Genomic DNA, 17,618 nt, shown 5'->3' on the forward strand with positions numbered 1-17,618 from the left:
GAGAGTCACCTCGGGTGTGTGGTCTCGCTTTCGGCGAGGAGCTGGGTGTCTGTGGTGGGAAGTTCGAGCGCCTGGCGGAGTGCCGCGTAGGTGTGCGGCCGCATGTGGCGACGTACGCCGATTTCCAGCCGCGTGAGGTAGCTGCGACTGATGCCGATGCGACGGGCGAGGTCGGCTGTCGGGATGCCGCGTGACATGCGGATCTTCCGGATAACCGCCCCGTCCACCTCGAAAGTGGGTCGGGGTGCCTGCATGAGAAGAAGCTAGCAGGAGTTGCTAGCAGCTTCTAGCAGTACCAGGCAGTAACTAGCAGGAGTTGCTAGAACCCTGCTCGGCTTCCTTATGAGAGCTTCAAGGTGGTGTTACGAAGTCGTAGAGGCTGAAAGCCGTTCCTGGCGGTGCCTAGAAGTTCCTGGGATCATTCGAGGCATGGCAACCCCCGACCTTGCCGACAGGCAGAGACTCGCCACCCTGGTGGCTCACCGACGGCGCGAGCTCGGTTGGCACAAGGTGGACGCCGCGAAGGCGGCAGGTCTCACGCACACCACGTACATGCGCGTCGAGAACGCGCAGCCCGTACGCGACGTCACGTACGCCGCCATCGAGAAGGCGTTCCGCTGGGCGCCTGGCGCATGCCACGCCATCCTCGAAGGCGCCACGGAAGCGCCACTCGCCGGCGACGTGACCGGCGGGGCTAGGTTCGCCCCAGCCCTCAATGTCGACGAGACCGCCCGCAAGGCCATCCGAGATGCCGTCATCGCGGTAACCCCGGAGACGCCGGCAGGGAAGACGGCCGAGTTGGAGCAGCGGATCGTGGACATGCTCCGCGAGCGAGGCGTCATCCCGGCGAGCGACGAAGAATCAACCCCCTAGGGGTACAACCCTTTCGCCGTAACGGCATCGTTACGGTGGGTTCGATTTGGTCTTGCGGCATATGCCTTTCGGTCGAACGCGATGCGTGTGATGCTCAGGTTTCTGGGGTTCCATCGCGCACCGAAGGGAGGCCCATGCACGAGTTCATCGCGTACGACCCTGGGCCCGGGTTCATTGCCATGGCTGGCAAGGTCGGCGAGAAAATCGTGTGCGTAGCGACGCCCAGGGTCCGCACCGACCCGACCATCAGGCGGCAGGTGCGGGAGCTGATCCGGCGTCAAGGAGGAGACTGCAACGCGTGCCAGCATCCGAGCTGCCCGCTCCGCCCAGCCGCGTAAGCAGTCCACGATGAGGTGATCGACAGTCAGGGGTGCCTGTCGGCCACCGTCCGCATCGGGAGGGCGGAGCAGTGGCATACGCGGAGAAGCGCGGCAACACCTGGCGAGTCCGGTACCAACTACCGGACGGCCGATACGACTCCGAGAGCGGCTTCGAGACGAAGCAAGACGCACTCGACCACGGCCGGGCACAGGAGACCGACGTCAAACGGAAGGTCTTCGTCAACCCCAAAGACGGACGGCAGACCCTCGGCTCGTGGGCCGAGGAATGGGCCAAGGTGATGGACGTCGCCGAGACCAGCAACCGCACCTACCTCAGCCGCCTGAACGCCGTCATCCTTCCCCAATGGGAAGACACCCCCCTCGGCGACATCACGGCCATCGGCTACAAGTCCTGGCGCAACAAGCTTGCCGACCGGCACAGCAAGAACTACGTCAACGGCATCGAAGGCGTTATGCGCATGCTCCTTGACGACGCCGTCGATGAGCGCCTCATCCCCTTCAACCCCATGCCGAGCAAGGCCAAGAAGCGCCGAGGCCGGCACGCGCCAGTCGATGCCGAGGACACGTACGTCTGGCCCACCCCGCGGCAAGCCTTCCTCGCGGCGGAGAACGCCCGGTCCCTTCGGGGCGACCAGTGGCGCGTCATGATCCTGACGATGGCCTACACGGGCCTACGGATGGGCGAGGTGGCGGGCCTCCGCCGCGACCAGCTCCGCCTCCTCGGCCTGGAGTACGGCCGGCACCTGCGCGTCCAGTGGCAGGGGCAGTGGCTGTCGACCCACGCCAAGCACGAGGTAGCCAAGGGGGAGTCCTGCGAGTCGATCGCCGAGCTGAGACTGGCCGACCCGAAGCGCGCCAAGGACATCGCTGACCTGAACGACGTGGCCATCGAAGCCCGTCTCAGGGTGGGCCGCAAGCTGCTGCTACCGAAGGGGTTCACCCTCGTTCCGCCGAAGTACTCCAGCTACCGGACCCTGATCCTGCCGCCGTTCCTCGCCGACCTGCTGGCGGAGACGCTCGCCTCGACGGCACACGACGTGCTGGTGTTCCCCTCGCAGCGAGGGAAGCCGTTGCGGGTGGACGATCAGTTCTACGGGCGCTTCTGGGGTCCGATGATCAACGGTCGGGACGAGGAGCCGTCGAGGCGCGGCCGGCCCGCGCAGACGGCACTGCCAGCCGTGAAGGGGCTGGAGGAGATGGTTCCGCACGGCACCCGTCACGGGCACAAGGTGTGGCTCGACGGGCAGGGGCACCCGCGGGTTGCGGTCGAGGAGCGGATGGGGCACAAGCTCAAGGGTGTGGAGGGGACGTACTCGCACACCTCGGCAGAGATGGAACTCGCGATCGCCAAGGGGTTGCAGAAGCTGTGGCTGGCGTCGCAGACGGCTGGCGAGGAAGTCGGCGCCGACTGGGCTCACCGCCGGTCGGGGTAGCGCCTCCCTACCTCATCTCCCAAACCTCTCCCAATGGATCTTGAAATCAGGAGCGGCCCGCCTCGGGGTGACCGGGCGGGCCGCTTCATTTGCACCCTGACCTGCTGCGGAGCAGCAGAGGGAGGAAGGCCGGGTTAAGCCTTCTTGGTCTCCCAGAAGATGCGGTCGATCTCGGCGATGAGCTCGAGGGCCTTCTCACCGGTCTTCGGGTCGGTCGACGCCTTGGCGGCCGAGAGGGCCTTCAGGGTGTCGTTGACCAGCTGGTTGAGCTCGGGGTACTTCTCGAAGTGCGGGGCCTTGAAGTAGTCGCTCCAGAGCACCGAGACGTGGTGCTTGGCGAGCTCCGCGCGCTGCTCCTTGATGACCGTGGCGCGGGCCCGGAAGTGCGGGTCCTCGTTCGCCTGGTACTTCTCCTGGACAGCCTTGACGGACTCGGCCTCGATGCGGGCCTGGGCCGGGTCGTACACGCCGCAGGGGAGGTCGCAGTGGGCGCTGACCTTGACCTTGGGGGCAAACAGGCGGGAGAGCATTGAGCCGTCCTTCCTCGTGATCGTCTTCTCAAGTGGGAGATTACTCGGTGAGAAGGGCGTTTTCGCGAGCGCCCCCTGGGGCTTAGGTCAAAAGTCCGGGGTTCGGCTGAGACTCGTGTACGAGTCGACGAGGGGAGCAGGAGTGGAGCGGGAGGCTACCGCGGCGGCCGAGGCGCCGTTCGGGATCGCCGAGGTGACGGGGGTGTCGATGGTGCCCACGCTGCTGCACGGGGACCGGCTGCTCGTGCGGTACGGCGGGCGCGTGCGGATCGGGGACGTCGTCGTGCTGCGCCATCCGCTCCAGCAGGATCTGCTCGTCGTGAAGCGGCTGGTCGAGCGACGGGACGCCGGCTGGTGGGTGCTCGGGGACAATCCGGGCGCCGAGGGGGACAGCCGGGTCTTCGGGGCCGTGCCGCCCGAGCTGGTGCTCGGGCGGGTGCTGGGCCGCTACCGGCCGGTGACGCGGGGGCGTCAGCGATCGGCCGGGGTGGTGCTCTCCTGGCTGTTCTCGGCGGTGCGGCCGGTGAGGTCCGACCGCTCGGCCTCCAGGCGCTTGCGGGCCCGGTAGGCGGCCACGTTGGCGCGCGTGGCGCAGCGGTCGGAGCAGTAGCGCCGGGAGCGGTTGGTGGAGGTGTCGAGGTAGGCGTTGCGGCAGGGCGGGGCCTGGCAGAGGCCGAGCCGGTCGGCGCCGAACTCCGTGAGGTGGAAGGCGAGTCCCATCGCGGAGATGGCCGCGTAGCCGGTGGTCGCGTTGGACGAGTGGTCGGCGAGGTGCATGTGCCAGCGGGGCCGCCCCTCGTCGTCGAGGTGGTCGTGGCCGGAGATCTGCGGGCTGACCGGGAACTCCAGGAGGAGCGAGTTCAGCAGGTCGACCGCGCCGGTGTGGTCGCCCTCGTCCGCCGCGGTGAAGATGGCCCGCAGCCGGGTCCGGATCGCGCGGAAGCGGGGCAGGTCGGCCTCGGTGACCCGGCGGGCCATCTGCCCGGCGGGGCCGAAGAGTTCCTTGATCGCCTCGACGGAGCCGAGACTGTCCCTGCCGCGGGCCGGCTCCTCGGTGTTGACGAGACGCACGGCGTAATCCGAGTAATAGGCCAGTTCCACTTGTAGTCCTTACTCTGGCGGGCTAGGGTCGGCGGCGAGGGGGTAACCGGTGTTGCCCCTTCGAGGGTATTACGTTCTCTGGTGTTCCGCGGTGAAGACGACGGAGGGTACGGACATGGGCGACACCGACTGGGCGGGCTGGCAGCAGAGCTGGGACCGTCAGCAGGAGTGGTACATGCCGGACCGCGAGGAGCGGTTCCGCGTCATGCTCGACATGGTCGAGGCGCTGGTGGGGCCGGAGCCCCGCGTCCTCGACCTCGCCTGCGGTACGGGAAGTATCACGGACAGGCTCCTCCGGAGGTTCCCGGACGCGGTCTCCACCGGTGTCGACCTCGACCCTGCGCTGCTCGCCATCGCCCGCGGCACCTTCGAGGGCGACGCGCGCGTCACCTTCGTGACGGCCGACCTCAAGGACCCGGAGTGGACGAAGACGCTGCCGTACGACACGTACGACGCCGTCCTCACCGCCACCGCCCTGCACTGGCTGCACAGCGAGCCCCTCACCACCCTCTACGGGCAGGTCGCCGGGCTCGTCCGGGACGGCGGGGTCTTCATGAACGCCGACCACATGATCGACCAGGCCACCCCGCGCATCAACGCCGCCGAGCGGGCCCGTCGGCACGCCCGGATGGACGAGGAGAAGGCCGCCGGCGTCCTCGACTGGGCCGAGTGGTGGGCGCTCGCCGCGAAGGACCCGGTCCTCGCGGAGCCGACCGCCCGGCGCTTCGAGATCTACGGCGAGCACGCCGACGGCGACATGCCCTCGGCCGGCTGGCACGCCGACACCCTGCGGGCCGCCGGCTTCGGCGAGGCCCGCCCGGTCTGGTGCTCGCCCTCGGACACCCTGCTGCTGGCCGTGAAGTAGGCCGCCGGACGCGCGGAAGGGGCGGTACGGGCACCAGGCCCGCACCGCCCCTTCCGCATCGGCCGTTACAGCACCTTGGACAGGAACGCCTTCGTCCGGTCGTGCTGCGGGTTGCCCAGGACCTCCCGCGGGTGGCCGGACTCGACCACCACGCCGCCGTCCATGAAGACCAGCGAGTCGCCGACCTCCCGGGCGAAGCCCATCTCGTGGGTGACGACGATCATCGTCATGCCCGACTCGGCCAGGTCCCGCATGACGTCGAGGACGTCACCGACGAGCTCCGGGTCGAGCGCCGAGGTCGGCTCGTCGAAGAGCATCAGCTTCGGCTCCATCGCCAGCGCGCGGGCGATGGCGACGCGCTGCTGCTGGCCGCCGGAGAGCTGGGACGGGTAGTTGCCCATCCGGTCGCTCAGGCCGACCCGGTCGAGCAGGCGCTCGGCCCGCTCGCGGGCGACGGCCTTGGACTCGCCCTTCACCTGGATGGGTGCCTCCATCACGTTGGCCAGGGCCGTCATGTGGGGGAACAGGTTGAAGCGCTGGAAGACCATGCCGATGTCCCGGCGCTGGGCCGCGACCTCGCTGTCCTTCAGCTCGTAGAGCTTGTCGCCCTTCTGGCGGTAGCCCACGAGCTGCCCGTCGACCGAGAGCCGGCCGCCGTCGATGCGCTCCAGGTGGTTGATGCAGCGCAGGAAGGTCGACTTGCCGGAGCCGGACGGGCCGACCAGGCAGAAGACCTCGCCGCTGCGGACCTCCAGGTCGATGCCGCGGAGGATGTGGGCGGCGCCGTAGGACTTGTGGACGCCCTCCGCCTTGACCATGAGCTGACCGGTCATCGCGTCGCCTCCGGGGAGCGCTTGAAGGTGGCGAGGTTCGTCTTGACCCGCTGCCACGGGGTGGGCGGCAGGCTGCGGAGCGAACCCCGGGCGAAACGGCGCTCCAGGTAGTACTGGCCCACGCTGAACACGCTGGTCAGCGCCAGGTACCAGATGGAGGCCACGAAGAGCATCTCCATCACGGCGCTGGAGGTGCTGCCGATGTTCGAGGAAGCGCGGAGCAGTTCGGTGTACTGCACGGCCGAGACCAGCGACGAGGTCTTCAGCATGTTGATGAACTCGTTGCCCGTCGGCGGCACGATGACCCGCATCGCCTGCGGCAGCACGATCCGGCGCATGGTCTTCGTCTGGGACATGCCGAGCGCGTGCGCCGCCTCGGTCTGGCCCTCGTCGACCGACTGGATGCCGGCGCGGACGATCTCCGCCATGTAGGCGCCCTCGTTCAGGCCGAGGCCCAGGAGGGCGACCATGAACGGCGTCATGACGTCCACGGTCTCGTTCTTGTAGATCGGCCCGAGGTTGATGTACTCGAAGATCAGCGACAGGTTGAACCAGACCAGCAGCTGGACGTAGACCGGCGTGCCGCGGAAGAACCAGATGTAGAGCCACGCCACCGCGCCCGTGACCGGGTTGTTCGACAGGCGCATGACGGCGAAGACGATGCCGAGCACCAGGCCGAGCGCCATCGAGGCGACGCTGATGATGATCGTGTTCCACAGGCCGTCGATGATCGACGCGTCGAACAGCTTGTCCCACACCGTGGCCCAGATGATCTTGCCCTGGGAGAAGGCGTAGACGAGCCATCCGAGGAGGACCACGACCACCACGGCGCTGATCCAGCGCCCGTAGTGGCGTACGGGGACGGCTTTGATGGCCTCGTACGGCGTGGCCGGGGAGCCGGAGCCCGGCGTGGGGGCCGGGTCCTTGCTGAGCTTGTCAGTCATGACGACTGCCCTTCAGTGGTGCGAGGGGGGAAGCGGGCAGGTCACTTGCCGGCGTTGACGGTGGCCGACTTGACCGCGCTGTCCTCGACGTCCCACTTCTTCAGGGCCTCGGCGTAGGTGCCGTCCTTGATGATCGCGTCGAGCGCTTCCTTGACGGCGTCGCGCAGCTGGGTGTCGTCCTTGGAGACGGCGATGCCCATGAGGCCGACGTCGGTCTGGTTGCCGACGACCTCGAAGTCGTTGCCGCCGCCGGAGGTCTTCGCGATGTACGCGGCGACCGGGTAGTCGTTCAGGTCCGCGACGGCGCCGCCGGCCTTCACGCGGGTCTGGGCCTCGGCGTCGGTGTCGAACGCCTGGATCGTGAGCTTGTTCGAGCCGCACTTCTCGGCCTGGGCCTTGAAGGTGTCCTCGTAGATCGTGCCGCGCTGGACGGCGACGGTCTTGCCGCAGAGGTCGTCGAGGGAGTTGACGCCCTGCGGGTTGCCCTTCTTGACCAGCAGGGAGACGCCGGAGGAGAAGTAGTCGACGAAGTCGACGCCCTTGCCGATCTTCTTCCCGTCGTCGTCCAGGCCCTCCTGGCGCTTCTTGTTGTCCGTCATGGAGGACATGACGAGGCTGTGGCGGCCGGACTCCAGGCCGGTGATCAGGCCGTCGAAGGTGCCCGAGGTGAACTCGAGCTTCACGCCGAGCTGCTTGGAGAGGGCGGCGGCGATGTCGGGGTCGACACCGACGATCTTGCCGTTCTCGGTGAACTCCATCGGGGCGTACGAGGCGTCCGTGCCGACCTTGATGACGCCGGCCTTCTGGATGTCGGCGGGCAGCTTGGAGAAGAGCGGGGCGGAGTTGGCGGCGGTGCCGCTCTCCTTCGTGGAACCGCTGTCGGTCTGGTCGCCGCAGGCGGTCAGCAGCACGGAGCCGGCGACCGCGATGGCGGCGACCGCGGCAAGACGGGACGTGCGGGTCTTGGCGGCGGTCGTACAGCGCGTGGAGCGTGCGGTCATGGTCGGGATCCTCCGGCGTATGAGGGAGTTGCCATAGGCGTTGCCACTGGTCGCGTACGCATCTTCGAGTGTCGCGACCTCGTGTGATTACGGCATCTTGCCATTCGGACCGCCTCAAACCGACGGCCACGGATGTCAAAATCGGGTAACGGGTCGCGCCCGAACCCCGACAGGCCGGTACATCAAGGCCGGATCATCTTTCGTACCCTTCCCGTTTCACCGAAGAATCTGCGGTTGATCTCGCCATTCGGACGGCACGAAGAGAGCCAAACGGGCGCTGCCGGCATGTTTCCTGATATCGGGTGACGAGTCGTTCTCCGTCCGCGTCCGGAAGCACTCGGTATGAGTCGCGTCACCGAGCGGATACGGACTCGTCTGCGGTGCCGTCTGTCCGGTAAGAAGGATCCTTACACCCCTCATCCGGGGCTCAGGGCGCGTTGTGCGGCGCGCCCGCGCGGCTGCCCGACACGGCGGCCGCGGGACCCGCCCACCGCTCCACACCAGGAGCGGAAACCCTCGACAACAGACATAAAAGGGGTCTCACCCAAATGGCAGCGGAGATCGTCAATCCTCGCAGCGAGAGCGGAACGGAAGGAGCTCCCGAGGAGCCCTTCGACCCGGCTTTCGCTCTCCACCGCGGTGGCAAGATGGCCATCCAGGCCACCGTCCCCGTCCGTAACAAGGACGACCTGTCCCTCGCGTACACCCCTGGCGTCGCCAAGGTGTGCACCGCCATCGCCGAGCGGCCCGAGCTGGTCCACGACTACACGTGGAAGTCCCAGGTCGTCGCCGTCGTCACCGACGGCACCGCCGTCCTCGGCCTCGGCGACATCGGCCCGGAGGCGTCCCTCCCGGTCATGGAGGGCAAGGCGATCCTCTTCAAGCAGTTCGGCGGCGTGGACGCCGTCCCGATCGCCCTCGCGACCACCGACACCGACGAGATCGTCGAGACCGTCGTCCGGCTCGCCCCGTCCTTCGGCGGCGTGAACCTGGAGGACATCTCGGCCCCGCGGTGCTTCGAGATCGAGCGCAAGCTCCAGGAGCGCCTCGACATCCCGGTCTTCCACGACGACCAGCACGGCACCGCCATCGTCACCCTCGCCGCCCTGCGGAACGCGGCGAAGCTGACCGGCCGGACCCTCGGCGACCTGCGCGCCGTCATCTCCGGCGCGGGCGCGGCCGGCGTGGCCATCGCCAAGTTCCTGCTGGAGGCCGGCATCGGCGACGTCTGCGTCGCCGACCGCAAGGGCGTCGTCAGCAGCGACCGCGAGGACCTCACCGACGTCAAGCGCGAGATCGCCGGGCTCACCAACAAGGCGGGCCTCTCCGGCTCCCTGGAGACCGCCCTCGCCGGCGCCGACGTCTTCATCGGCGTCTCCGGCGGCACGGTCCCCGAGGCGGCCGTCGCCTCCATGGCCAAGGACGCCTTCGTCTTCGCCATGGCCAACCCGAACCCCGAGGTCCACCCGGACGTCGCGCACAAGTACGCGGCGGTCGTGGCCACCGGCCGTTCGGACTACCCCAACCAGATCAACAACGTCCTCGCGTTCCCCGGCATCTTCGCCGGCGCGCTCCAGGTCCGGGCCTCCCGGATCACCGAGGGCATGAAGATCGCCGCCGCCGACGCCATCGCCGGTGTCGTCGGTGACGCGCTCGCCGCCGACTGCGTCATCCCGTCGCCGTTCGACGACCGGGTCGCCCCGGCCGTCGCGGCCGCGGTCGCCGCCGCCGCCCGCGCCGAGGGCGTCGCCCGCCGCTGACACCAGCCGCGGAAGCCCCTGGAAGGGCCCCGCCCGGTCCGCCGCATCGGACCGAGCGGGGCCCTTCGGCGTGCCCGGAGGGGAGTGGGCCGAACGGGCGGACCCTGCGCCTGTCCGGAGAGAGTGGGCCGAACGGGCGGGTTCTTCGGCCCGTCCGGGGCGGACCGACTGGGTGTACTGGTGGTGCACCCTGGTGGTGCGTACTATCGGTTCATGAGCCCTCTGCCCCGCTTCCACCGCCTCCCCGCCGAGCGCCGGGCCGCCATCCTGGACGTCGCCCGCGCGCACTTCGCCGCCGACGGGCCCGACACCGCCTCGTACAACCGGATCATCGAGGCCGCCGGCATCTCGAAGACCGCCGCCTACCAGTACTTCGACGGACGCGACGACCTCCTCGGCGCCGTCCTGGCCGACGTGCTGGAGCGCCTGCTCGCCGCCCTGGGCCCCTGGGCGCCCGCCGCCGACGCCGCCGGCCTCTGGGCGGGCCTGGAGGCCGGTACGGGGGCGCTCGCCGCCCATCTGCGGGACCACCCCGACGACCTCGCCCTCGCCGCCCGCGCCGTCCGGGAGACGGACGGGGCGCGTGGCGGCTGGACCGGCTGGTTCGAGGCGCTCGTGACGGACGGGCAGCGCCTCGGCGTCATCCGCACCGACATCGACCGGGACCTGCTGGTCGGCGCCACCGAGGCCGTGCTGCGGGCCGCGGACCTCTGGGCCCTCGCCCGGGCGGCCGACGGACCGGCCGGACCGGGCGGACCGGGAGGGCCGGACGGGCCGGGAGGGCCGGACGGGCCGGGAGGGCCGGGCGGGCCGGGAGGGCCGGGCGGGCCGGGAGGGCCGGACGGGTCCGGCGCCGGCCAGGTCCGCGAGCTCCTCGCCGGGCTGTGGGGAGGCGGGCGGGCATGAGCGGTACGGACCGGGGGCCCGCGGGCCTTTTTCCCGACCGGACGCCGCCGGCCCCGCCCGGCCTCCTCGGCCGGCTCGAACGCTTCATGGGCCCCGGCAAGACCCGCGCCGAGTCCGTCGTGGAGGCGGCCGGCGTCGGGGTCTGCGCCGTCCTCCTCGCCGCCGGGACGTGGTCCGGTGGCACGCTCCGCGGCTGGTCGGGACTCCAGCTCGCGGTCACCGCCCTGATCGCCCTCGACCTCCTCGGCGGCGTCCTCACCAACGCGACGAACGCGGCCAAGCGCTGGTACCACCGCCCCCGGCCCGGCGCCCGCCGCACCCGCCTGCTCTTCGTCTCCGCCCACCTCCTCCACCTCGCCGTCGTCGCGGCCCTGCTCCTCGACGGCGACCCCGGCTGGTTCCTCGGCAACGCCGCGCTCCTCGCCGCGGGCGCCCTCCTCGTCGAGTTCTCACCCGCCCCGGTACGCCGGCCGGTGGCGATGGGCGCGTACACCGCCGCCGTCCTGACCGGCTTCTTCTGGCTGACCGTGCCGCCCGGCCTGATCTGGTTCGGCCCGCTGTTCTTCCTGAAGCTGCTCGTCTGCCACCTCGTGCCGGAGGCCGAGCCCGCCGCACCTCCGGCCGGGGGCCGGGAGGACACCCGGTGACCGGGCCGCACGCCGTCGACGACCGTCCGGGGACGGCGGAGTGCGTCCGGGTGCTCGCCGCCGCCTTCGTCCGCGAACCGGCCGTCCGCTGGATCACCGGCGGCTCCGGCCGGGTGCGGCACGCGTGGTTCGACGCCACCCTCCGCACCCAGGAGGCGCTGCCCGGCGCCCGCCGCCATCTGCTCGCCGACGCCTCCGGCGCGCCGGTCGCCGCCGCCGTGCTCACCCCGCCCGGGGCCGGTCCCGGCCCCCTCGCCGCGGGGGCGTGGACGGCGCGGGTGGCGGCGCGGTGCGGACCCGCCGCCCTCGCCCGCACGCTCCGCCACCTCCACGCCGCCGAGCGCCTCGCGCCCCCGGGCGCCTGGACCCTGGAGTTCGTCGGGGTGGTGCCCGAGGCGGCCGGGCGGGGTGCGGGCCGACTCCTCCTCGACCACGTCCTCGGGGCCCTCCCGGCCGGCGCCGGTGTCTTCCTCACCACCGCAGACCCCGCGAACGTCCCGCTGTACCGCCGCTTCGGCTTCACGCTCCTGGAGCGCGTCCCGATCGGCCCCCTGGTGACCGCCGCGATGGGGCGGCCGGCGCCGGCGCCGGCGGGCGGCGGATGAGGGCCGGGCCGTCAGGACATGCGTCACACCGGCGCGTGGTTCCGCGCGGTCCCCGCCGCCGCCTAGGGTCGGGGCCATGTTCGCTGCCTACGCCGCCCGAATCGACCGCGACCAGCCCTTGAACGGACTCGAGTTGGGCGAACGCCCCGAGCCCGAGGCGCGTCCCGGCTGGACCACCGTCACCGTCAAGGCCGCCTCGCTCAACCACCACGACCTGTGGTCGCTGCGCGGGGTCGGACTGCCCGAGGAGAAGCTGCCGATGATCCTCGGCTGCGACGCCGCGGGGATCGACGAGGACGGCAACGAGGTCGTCCTGCACTCCGTCATCGGCCAGACCGGCCACGGCGTCGGGCCGGACGAGCCCCGCTCCATCCTCACCGAGCGCTACCAGGGCACCTTCGCCGAGCGCGTCACCGTCCCCAGCTGGAACGTCCTGCCCAAGCCGAGGGAGCTCTCCTTCGCCGAGGCCGCCTGCCTCCCCACCGCCTGGCTGACCGCCTACCGGATGCTCTTCACCAACGCCGGGGTCCGCCCCGGCGACTCGATCCTCGTCCAGGGCGCGGGCGGTGGCGTCGCCACCGCCGCGATCGTCCTCGGCAAGGCCGCCGGCCTGCGGGTCTTCGCCACCAGCCGGGACGAGGCCAAGCGGAAGCGGGCCGTGGAGCTCGGCGCCGTCGAGGCGTACGAGCCCGGGGCGCGGCTGCCGCGGCGGGTGGACGCCGTCATCGAGACCGTCGGCGCCGCCACCTGGTCCCACTCGGTCAAGTCCCTGCGCCCCGGCGGCACTCTGGTGATCTCCGGCGCCACCAGCGGCGACCGTCCCTCGCACGCCGAACTGACCCGGATCTTCTTCCTGGAGCTGAAGGTCGTCGGCTCGACGATGGGCTCCAAGGACGAGCTGGAGGACCTGCTCTCCTTCTGCGCGGCCACCGGCGTCCGCCCGGTGATCGACGAGGTGCTGCCGCTGGACCGGGCCCGCGAGGGCTTCGAGAAGATGGCCGCCGGCGACCTCTTCGGAAAGATCGTGCTGACGACCTCTTGATACAGGTCGGTCGACCTGATGAGATCTCCGGCACGTGAAACGTGAACAACGCTCACTTCCTCGTGCCGGAGGTCCTCGTGTCCCGCTTGTCACGCACCACCCTCGTGGCGACCGCCGTCGCCGCCTCCCTGCTCGCCCCCCTCGCCCCCACCGCCGGAGCCACCGGCACCACCACGGCCCGCGCCGAGGGCGGCACCGGCGGGGACGGGATCCCCGCCCTCACCGACTCCCGGGGCCGCGTCCTCACGCTGCGCGGCTGGAACGTCGGCGACAAGGCGCACAGCGGTGACGCCGCCCTCTCCTCGGTCACCGAGAAGCACTTCCGGGACATGCGGGCCAAGGGCTTCAACACGGCCCGGCTGCTGGTCTTCTGGGACGACCTGGAGCCCCGCCCCGGGCAGTACAGCCGGCCCTACCTCCGCAAGATCGAGCGGGTCCTGGACTGGGCGGCGAAGCACGACGTCAAGGTCATCCTCGACGCCCACCAGGACGTCTTCGGCCCCGCCTTCGACCACCGGGGCATCCCCGCCTGGGCCACCCGGACCGACGGGCTGCCCTTCACCCCGCACCCCGACGACTGGTTCTCCGAGTACTTCGAGCCCGCCGTCCAGCGCGCCTTCACCCACCTCTACGAGGACGAGGACCTGCGCCGCGCCCAGGCCCGCATGTGGCAGGTGCTCGCCGACCGCTTCGAGGACCACCCGGCCGTCCTCGGCTACGACCTGATCAACGAACCGATGGGCGAGCTGCGCGAGGGCGAGGACCTGGCGACGGCCGCCCGGCGCATCGAGCGGGAGCAGATCACCCCGATGTACAACCGGATCGCGGACGCGATCCGCTCGGTCGACCAGGACTCCTGGATCTTTGTCGAGCCGACCCCGATCGTCGGCGAGGGCGTCCCGACCGGGCTGGGCCGGATCGACGACCCGAAGGTCGTCTACGCCCCGCACTTCTACAACAGCGCGATGGAGGTGGGCGGCGACTACGACCCCGCGGCCCGCTGGATCGAGAACTACGAGGCGGCGGTCACCCTCTACCCCAAGGAGTACAAGGTCCCCGTGCTCGTGGGGGAGTGGGGGCCGCTCAACAACTCCCTCCCGAACATGAACCGCTTCTACCGCGAGGCCATGGCCTCCCTCGGCCGGTACGGCTCCGGCTGGACCGGCTGGGAGTGGTGCTACGGCGGCGGCTACTGCGCCGTCGACGGCACCGGTGCCTTCCGCACCAACAAGGAGCTGACCGCCGAGCCGTACGCCGAGGCCGTCGCCGGCCGGGTCCGCGCCTCCGCCTACGACCCGGCGGCCGGCGTCTACCGCCTGGAGTACGACGCCGCCGGGCGCCGCGGCTCCCGCGTCACCGAACTGGCCCTCCCGTCCGGCGACTGGAAGGTCACGGCCCGCGGGGCCCTCGTCCTGCGCGACCGGGACCGCGGCAAGGTCCGCGTCCTCGCCGCGCCGGACGCCCGGGTCACCGTCACCGTGACCCGGGCCGCCGCCCGCCCCTGACGCCGGGGCGGGCGCCGCTCAGACGCCCGGGCGGCGGTGGAGCAGCCCGGTGATCCGGGTCGCCGCCGTGGCCAGGTGGTCGCGGGCCGCCGCCAGCTGGGTGTCCGTCACCCCCTGGTCGCGGGCCGCGTCCCGGATCTCGTCCCGGAACCGGTCGAGCAGCCGGTCCAGGTCCCGGGCCGGCTCGCCCGACCCCGCCGTGTCCCGCGCCCACGCGGGCGCCTCCGCCGCCTCCGCGCGCGTCCCCGCCTCCGGGGCCGCGGCGGGGGCGTCCGCGGCCCCGGCGCGGCCCCGAGAGTGGTGGCCCTGGACGAGGTCGCCCAGCTGCGCGGTGATCCCCGACAGGCCCTCCCAGACGGTCTGCGGCCACTCGCCCCTGGCGAAACGGCTCTGGACCTCGTCCTGCACCTGCTGGGCGATCCGCTGGAACTCCTTCGCCTGGAGCTTCGCGGACTGCGCCTCCTCCTTCGCCTGCCGGGCCTGCTCCTTCCACTCCCGCTTGGCCTTGCGCAGCTCCTCCCTGGCGTCGGCGAAGGAGGAGCCCTCCGCCGTCCGGGTCCGGCTCGCCGCCGCGCGCATCTCGCTGCGCACCCGGCCCGCCGCGCCCCGGACGTCCTCGCGGATCTCGGCGGCCAGCTCCGCGACGGAGTCCCGGATCTCCCGCTCCAGGGCGTCGAGTTCGGCGTCCCGGCCGGCCAGCTCGGAGCGGCCCGCGTCGGTGATCGAGTAGACCTTCCGGCCCCCCTCGCTGGTGTGGGTGACGAGCCCCTCGGCCTCCAGCTTGGCCAGCCGGGGGTAGACCGTGCCGGCGGAGGGCGCGTACAGCCCCTGGAAGCGCTCCTCCAGGAGCCGGATCACCTCGTAGCCGTGACGGGGGGCCTCGTCGAGCAGCTTGAGCAGGTAGAGGCGGAGTCGGCCGTGCGCGAAGACGGGGGACATGTCAGAGCACCTTTCCGGACGCGGGGGCGGTGGGGTCGGTGAGGCCGGCGGAGGGGCCGGCCGGGCCGGCGGACGGGGACTCCGGCTCCTCGGCGGACTCGGGGCGGCGGAGCAGGGCGATCGATCCGGAGACCGTGGTCGCCTTGAGCGTGCCGCTGCCCGCGCCGAGCGTGCCGGTGATGGACTTGGTGCCCCACTCGCCGCCCACCCGCAGGTCCTCGAAGGCGTTCGACACCGCGCCGCTGGTGGTGCTCGCCTCGACCCGGGCGTCCGCCGGGTGCGGCAGCCGGATGGCGACCTCGCCGGAGACGCTGGTGAGCCGGATGTCGGCCGGCGGGGCCCCGGCCGGTGCCGGGTCCAGGTCGAGGACCATGTCCCCGCTGACCGTCTCCGCCCGTACCGCCGAGCCGGAGCCCTCGATCACCGTCACGTCACCGGTCACCGAGGTCACCCGCAGCGCGCCGGTCACCGACTGGGCCTCCAGGGCGCCCGAGACGGTCTCGGCGCGGACCGGACCGGAGAGCCCCACGAGCGTGGTGGCACCGGTCACCCCGCGCACCTCGGTGCGGCCCCGCAGGCCGGAGACCACCGTGTCCGCCATGACCGCGCCCACCTCGACCTCGGCGCCGGCCGGGACGGCGACCGAGACCACCGCCCGCCGCCGGTGGGGCTTGGTGTCGATCCACTTGAGGATGCCCTTCCAGTGCAGGTCCTCGTAGGCGACGGTCAGGGTGGAGCCCTCCTGGGTGACGACCAGGGGCGGGCCGTCGATCTCGGAGATCTCCACCCGTGCCGTGCTCTCGTCGGTGCCCACCACGTTCACCGCGCCGCCCACGACGCGGATGCGCAGCCGTGTCACGGGGTCGGTGGGCGCGAGTTTCACCGGCTCGGTGACGGACCACTCGGTCATGGTGCGGACCTCCCGTTTCCTCGAAGCATTCCTCGAAGCTCTCGTCGAGCAGCGCCTGGCGACGCAACATATCGCGACTTCGAGATTCACGATATATCGCGGTGGGGCGGAGTCAACCCTGATTCATCCCTGACAGGGTCGGCGCAATCACCGCCGTACACGGACAAATTGACCTAGCGTAGGGCCCATGAACGCGACATCCGGACCGAGCCCCGCAGGGGCGCTGCTGCTGTGCCGAGCCGACCCCCCGACGGTCCGGCCGCCCGCCCAGCTCCTGCGCGAGCGGCTGCTCCTGGCCCCCGCCGGGGCCGACTGGAGCGTCCTCGTACCGGAGGGGAAGCCCTGGCAGGACGGCGGGGAGCCCGTCGAGCGGGTCGTCACCGGCTGGGCCACCGCCCTCGCCGTCTCCGCCGCCACCTGGCCCGTCCTCGCCCTCTGGTGGGACGGGGACCGCGCCGGGGTCACCCTCGCCGCCGGCTTCCGCCGCACCGTCGGCTACACCTGGCTCGCCGACGGCACCCCGGTCGGCGAGGACGAGGCCATGCGGACCTTCGCCGACCGCCTCGCCCTCGACCCGGTCCTCGACGTCCAGGCCCTGGAGCCGCTCACCCTCCCCGACCCCGGGGCCGACGCCCGCTCCCGCCTCCTCGGCCTCGTCGCCGTCCTCGCCCGCACCGGGCTCGGCCTGCCCGCCGGCGTCGACCCCGGCGACGCCCCCGGCCGGCTCCGCGAGGCCGCCCTCGCCGCCGGCGCCGAGCAGCTGGAATGGCCCGGCTGGCGCGACGCCGTCCTCGCCGAGCTCGACGTCGTGGAGGAGGGCCCCCTCGGCCCGTACCTGCGCGGCCCGAAGGCGCGCGTCCTCGGCGGTGTCCAGCTCGCCGCGGGCGTCCCGCTGCTCCTCTGGGGGCTCGGCCGCCGCAGCGGCGGCTGGACGACGGCGGGAGCCCTCCTCGTCGCCCACGGCGCCCTCGGCCTCGCCTACGACCGCCTGCGCGACCACTGACCCGTCCCACCCGCGCACGCGCCGGAAGCACACGCGTACCGGAGAGCACGCGCGCGTACGCACCGGAAGGGCGCGCACGCGCGTACCGGAACGCCTGAGGCCCCCTCCCGCACGGGAGGGGGCCTCAGGCGTCCGCGCGTCCTGCGCGTCCTGCGCGCCCCACGCGTCGTCCTGCTCGTCCTGCTCGTCCTACTCCTCGTCCTCGTCCTCGTCGTCGAGGCGGGCCAGCCAGGTCGCGAGGCGCTCGACCGGCACCTCGAAGTCGGGGTTGAGGTCGACGAACGTCCGCAGCTGCTCGGCGAGCCACTCGAAGGTGACCTCCTCCTCGCCGCGCCGCTTCTCCAGTTCCTCGATGCCACGGTCGGTGAAGTACATGCGAT

General features: G+C 71.5%; 20 protein-coding genes. 11 read left to right on the forward strand and 9 right to left on the reverse strand.

The features are described from left to right. Positions 1–5: 5 nt before the first annotated feature. Positions 6–254 (reverse strand): helix-turn-helix domain-containing protein, encoded by a 249-nt coding sequence (locus ACFVU3_RS00645; protein WP_390062441.1) that lies wholly within the window; start codon positions 252–254, stop codon positions 6–8. Positions 255–429: 175 nt separating this feature from the next. Between ACFVU3_RS00645 and ACFVU3_RS00650 the strand changes: the two genes are divergently transcribed. Then, positions 430–873 (forward strand): hypothetical protein, encoded by a 444-nt coding sequence (locus tag ACFVU3_RS00650; protein ID WP_390062443.1) that lies wholly within the window; start codon positions 430–432, stop codon positions 871–873. 409 nt (positions 874–1,282) lie between these two features. After that, positions 1,283–2,647, forward strand: a complete 1,365-nt coding sequence (locus tag ACFVU3_RS00655; RefSeq protein ID WP_390062445.1) for a tyrosine-type recombinase/integrase — start codon at positions 1,283–1,285, stop codon at positions 2,645–2,647. A gap of 134 nt (positions 2,648–2,781) precedes the next feature. On the opposite strand, the gene sodN is transcribed toward ACFVU3_RS00655, so the two are convergent. Then, positions 2,782–3,177, reverse strand: a complete 396-nt coding sequence (gene sodN, locus ACFVU3_RS00660; RefSeq protein WP_030207400.1) for a superoxide dismutase, Ni — start codon at positions 3,175–3,177, stop codon at positions 2,782–2,784. A gap of 142 nt (positions 3,178–3,319) precedes the next feature. Here sodN and sodX point away from each other — a divergent pair, with 142 nt between their 5' ends. Then, complete coding sequence (gene sodX, locus ACFVU3_RS00665) at positions 3,320–3,745, forward strand: nickel-type superoxide dismutase maturation protease (RefSeq protein ID WP_390062446.1); 426 nt, start codon at positions 3,320–3,322, stop codon at positions 3,743–3,745. Here sodX and ACFVU3_RS00670 read toward each other — a convergent pair. Further along, positions 3,649–4,278, reverse strand: coding sequence for a CGNR zinc finger domain-containing protein (locus ACFVU3_RS00670; protein ID WP_390062447.1), 630 nt, complete (start codon positions 4,276–4,278; stop codon positions 3,649–3,651). The genes sodX and ACFVU3_RS00670 overlap by 97 nt on opposite strands. Before the next feature lie 115 nt (positions 4,279–4,393). Here ACFVU3_RS00670 and ACFVU3_RS00675 point away from each other — a divergent pair, with 115 nt between their 5' ends. Then, complete coding sequence (locus tag ACFVU3_RS00675; RefSeq protein ID WP_390062992.1) at positions 4,394–5,143, forward strand: class I SAM-dependent methyltransferase; 750 nt, start codon at positions 4,394–4,396, stop codon at positions 5,141–5,143. A gap of 65 nt (positions 5,144–5,208) precedes the next feature. On the opposite strand, the gene ACFVU3_RS00680 is transcribed toward ACFVU3_RS00675, so the two are convergent. The 3 genes from ACFVU3_RS00680 to ACFVU3_RS00690 are packed head-to-tail and all read right to left on the reverse strand — an operon-like array spanning position 5,209 to position 7,921. After that, positions 5,209–5,976 (reverse strand): amino acid ABC transporter ATP-binding protein, encoded by a 768-nt coding sequence (locus ACFVU3_RS00680; RefSeq protein ID WP_390062449.1) that lies wholly within the window; start codon positions 5,974–5,976, stop codon positions 5,209–5,211. Next, on the reverse strand, positions 5,973–6,920 hold the full coding sequence (locus tag ACFVU3_RS00685; RefSeq protein WP_390062450.1) for an amino acid ABC transporter permease: 948 nt from the start codon (positions 6,918–6,920) through the stop codon (positions 5,973–5,975). The genes ACFVU3_RS00680 and ACFVU3_RS00685 overlap by 4 nt, the downstream gene beginning before the upstream one ends. Before the next feature lie 41 nt (positions 6,921–6,961). Then, positions 6,962–7,921, reverse strand: coding sequence for an ABC transporter substrate-binding protein (locus ACFVU3_RS00690; RefSeq protein ID WP_390062452.1), 960 nt, complete (start codon positions 7,919–7,921; stop codon positions 6,962–6,964). Between the two features lie 548 nt (positions 7,922–8,469). Here ACFVU3_RS00690 and ACFVU3_RS00695 point away from each other — a divergent pair. The 6 genes from ACFVU3_RS00695 (at position 8,470) to ACFVU3_RS00720 (ending at position 14,386) form a co-directional block, all read left to right on the forward strand. Further along, a complete protein-coding gene (locus ACFVU3_RS00695; RefSeq protein ID WP_390062454.1) occupies positions 8,470–9,681 on the forward strand; it encodes an NADP-dependent malic enzyme in 1,212 nt (403 codons plus the stop codon). A gap of 213 nt (positions 9,682–9,894) precedes the next feature. After that, positions 9,895–10,587 (forward strand): TetR/AcrR family transcriptional regulator, encoded by a 693-nt coding sequence (locus ACFVU3_RS00700; protein WP_390062455.1) that lies wholly within the window; start codon positions 9,895–9,897, stop codon positions 10,585–10,587. Beyond that, positions 10,584–11,234, forward strand: a complete 651-nt coding sequence (locus tag ACFVU3_RS00705; RefSeq protein ID WP_390062457.1) for a hypothetical protein — start codon at positions 10,584–10,586, stop codon at positions 11,232–11,234. The genes ACFVU3_RS00700 and ACFVU3_RS00705 overlap by 4 nt, the downstream gene beginning before the upstream one ends. After that, complete coding sequence (locus tag ACFVU3_RS00710) at positions 11,231–11,839, forward strand: GNAT family N-acetyltransferase (RefSeq protein WP_390062458.1); 609 nt, start codon at positions 11,231–11,233, stop codon at positions 11,837–11,839. Before ACFVU3_RS00705 ends, ACFVU3_RS00710 begins: the two co-directional genes overlap by 4 nt. A 76-nt stretch (positions 11,840–11,915) precedes the next feature. Continuing rightward, positions 11,916–12,881: a zinc-binding dehydrogenase gene (locus tag ACFVU3_RS00715; protein WP_390062460.1), complete on the forward strand. Its 966-nt coding sequence runs from the start codon at positions 11,916–11,918 to the stop codon at positions 12,879–12,881. An 86-nt stretch (positions 12,882–12,967) separates the two neighbouring features. Beyond that, positions 12,968–14,386, forward strand: a complete 1,419-nt coding sequence (locus ACFVU3_RS00720) for a cellulase family glycosylhydrolase (RefSeq protein WP_390062993.1) — start codon at positions 12,968–12,970, stop codon at positions 14,384–14,386. 18 nt (positions 14,387–14,404) lie between these two features. On the opposite strand, the gene ACFVU3_RS00725 is transcribed toward ACFVU3_RS00720, so the two are convergent. Both ACFVU3_RS00725 and ACFVU3_RS00730 read right to left on the reverse strand, forming a co-directional pair. Further along, a complete protein-coding gene (locus ACFVU3_RS00725) occupies positions 14,405–15,325 on the reverse strand; it encodes a helix-turn-helix transcriptional regulator (RefSeq protein WP_390062462.1) in 921 nt (306 codons plus the stop codon). A gap of 1 nt (position 15,326) precedes the next feature. Next, entirely contained in the window at positions 15,327–16,235 is a 909-nt protein-coding gene (locus tag ACFVU3_RS00730; protein ID WP_390062463.1) for a DUF4097 domain-containing protein, read from the reverse strand. Between the two features lie 187 nt (positions 16,236–16,422). Here ACFVU3_RS00730 and ACFVU3_RS00735 point away from each other — a divergent pair, with 187 nt between their 5' ends. After that, positions 16,423–17,238 (forward strand): hypothetical protein, encoded by an 816-nt coding sequence (locus ACFVU3_RS00735; RefSeq protein ID WP_390062465.1) that lies wholly within the window; start codon positions 16,423–16,425, stop codon positions 17,236–17,238. 189 nt (positions 17,239–17,427) lie between these two features. Here the strand turns inward: ACFVU3_RS00735 and ACFVU3_RS00740 are convergent, their stop codons facing one another. After that, positions 17,428–17,613 carry a DUF6104 family protein gene (locus tag ACFVU3_RS00740; protein ID WP_030190019.1) on the reverse strand — a complete coding sequence of 62 codons (186 nt, stop codon included), beginning with the start codon at positions 17,611–17,613 and terminating at the stop codon, positions 17,428–17,430. Positions 17,614–17,618: the final 5 nt, after the last annotated feature.

Source organism: Streptomyces sp. NPDC058052 (assembly GCF_042885515.1).
In the GTDB taxonomy this organism is placed as follows: domain Bacteria; phylum Actinomycetota; class Actinomycetes; order Streptomycetales; family Streptomycetaceae; genus Streptomyces.

Bases quoted from the DNA above. Each gene is read 5' to 3' on its own strand.
- ACFVU3_RS00645 (WP_390062441.1), bottom strand. From the start codon at position 254: ATGCAGGCACCCCGACCCACTTTCGAGGTGGACGGGGCGGTTATCCGG.
- ACFVU3_RS00650 (WP_390062443.1), top strand. From the start codon at position 430: ATGGCAACCCCCGACCTTGCCGACAGGCAGAGACTCGCCACCCTGGTG.
- sodN (WP_030207400.1), bottom strand. From the start codon at position 3,177: ATGCTCTCCCGCCTGTTTGCCCCCAAGGTCAAGGTCAGCGCCCACTGC.
- ACFVU3_RS00675 (WP_390062992.1), top strand. From the start codon at position 4,394: ATGGGCGACACCGACTGGGCGGGCTGGCAGCAGAGCTGGGACCGTCAG.
- ACFVU3_RS00680 (WP_390062449.1), bottom strand. From the start codon at position 5,976: ATGACCGGTCAGCTCATGGTCAAGGCGGAGGGCGTCCACAAGTCCTAC.
- ACFVU3_RS00685 (WP_390062450.1), bottom strand. From the start codon at position 6,920: ATGACTGACAAGCTCAGCAAGGACCCGGCCCCCACGCCGGGCTCCGGC.
- ACFVU3_RS00690 (WP_390062452.1), bottom strand. From the start codon at position 7,921: ATGACCGCACGCTCCACGCGCTGTACGACCGCCGCCAAGACCCGCACG.
- ACFVU3_RS00695 (WP_390062454.1), top strand. From the start codon at position 8,470: ATGGCAGCGGAGATCGTCAATCCTCGCAGCGAGAGCGGAACGGAAGGA.
- ACFVU3_RS00700 (WP_390062455.1), top strand. From the start codon at position 9,895: ATGAGCCCTCTGCCCCGCTTCCACCGCCTCCCCGCCGAGCGCCGGGCC.
- ACFVU3_RS00705 (WP_390062457.1), top strand. From the start codon at position 10,584: ATGAGCGGTACGGACCGGGGGCCCGCGGGCCTTTTTCCCGACCGGACG.
- ACFVU3_RS00715 (WP_390062460.1), top strand. From the start codon at position 11,916: ATGTTCGCTGCCTACGCCGCCCGAATCGACCGCGACCAGCCCTTGAAC.
- ACFVU3_RS00725 (WP_390062462.1), bottom strand. From the start codon at position 15,325: ATGTCCCCCGTCTTCGCGCACGGCCGACTCCGCCTCTACCTGCTCAAG.
- ACFVU3_RS00730 (WP_390062463.1), bottom strand. From the start codon at position 16,235: ATGACCGAGTGGTCCGTCACCGAGCCGGTGAAACTCGCGCCCACCGAC.
- ACFVU3_RS00735 (WP_390062465.1), top strand. From the start codon at position 16,423: ATGAACGCGACATCCGGACCGAGCCCCGCAGGGGCGCTGCTGCTGTGC.
- ACFVU3_RS00740 (WP_030190019.1), bottom strand. From the start codon at position 17,613: ATGTACTTCACCGACCGTGGCATCGAGGAACTGGAGAAGCGGCGCGGC.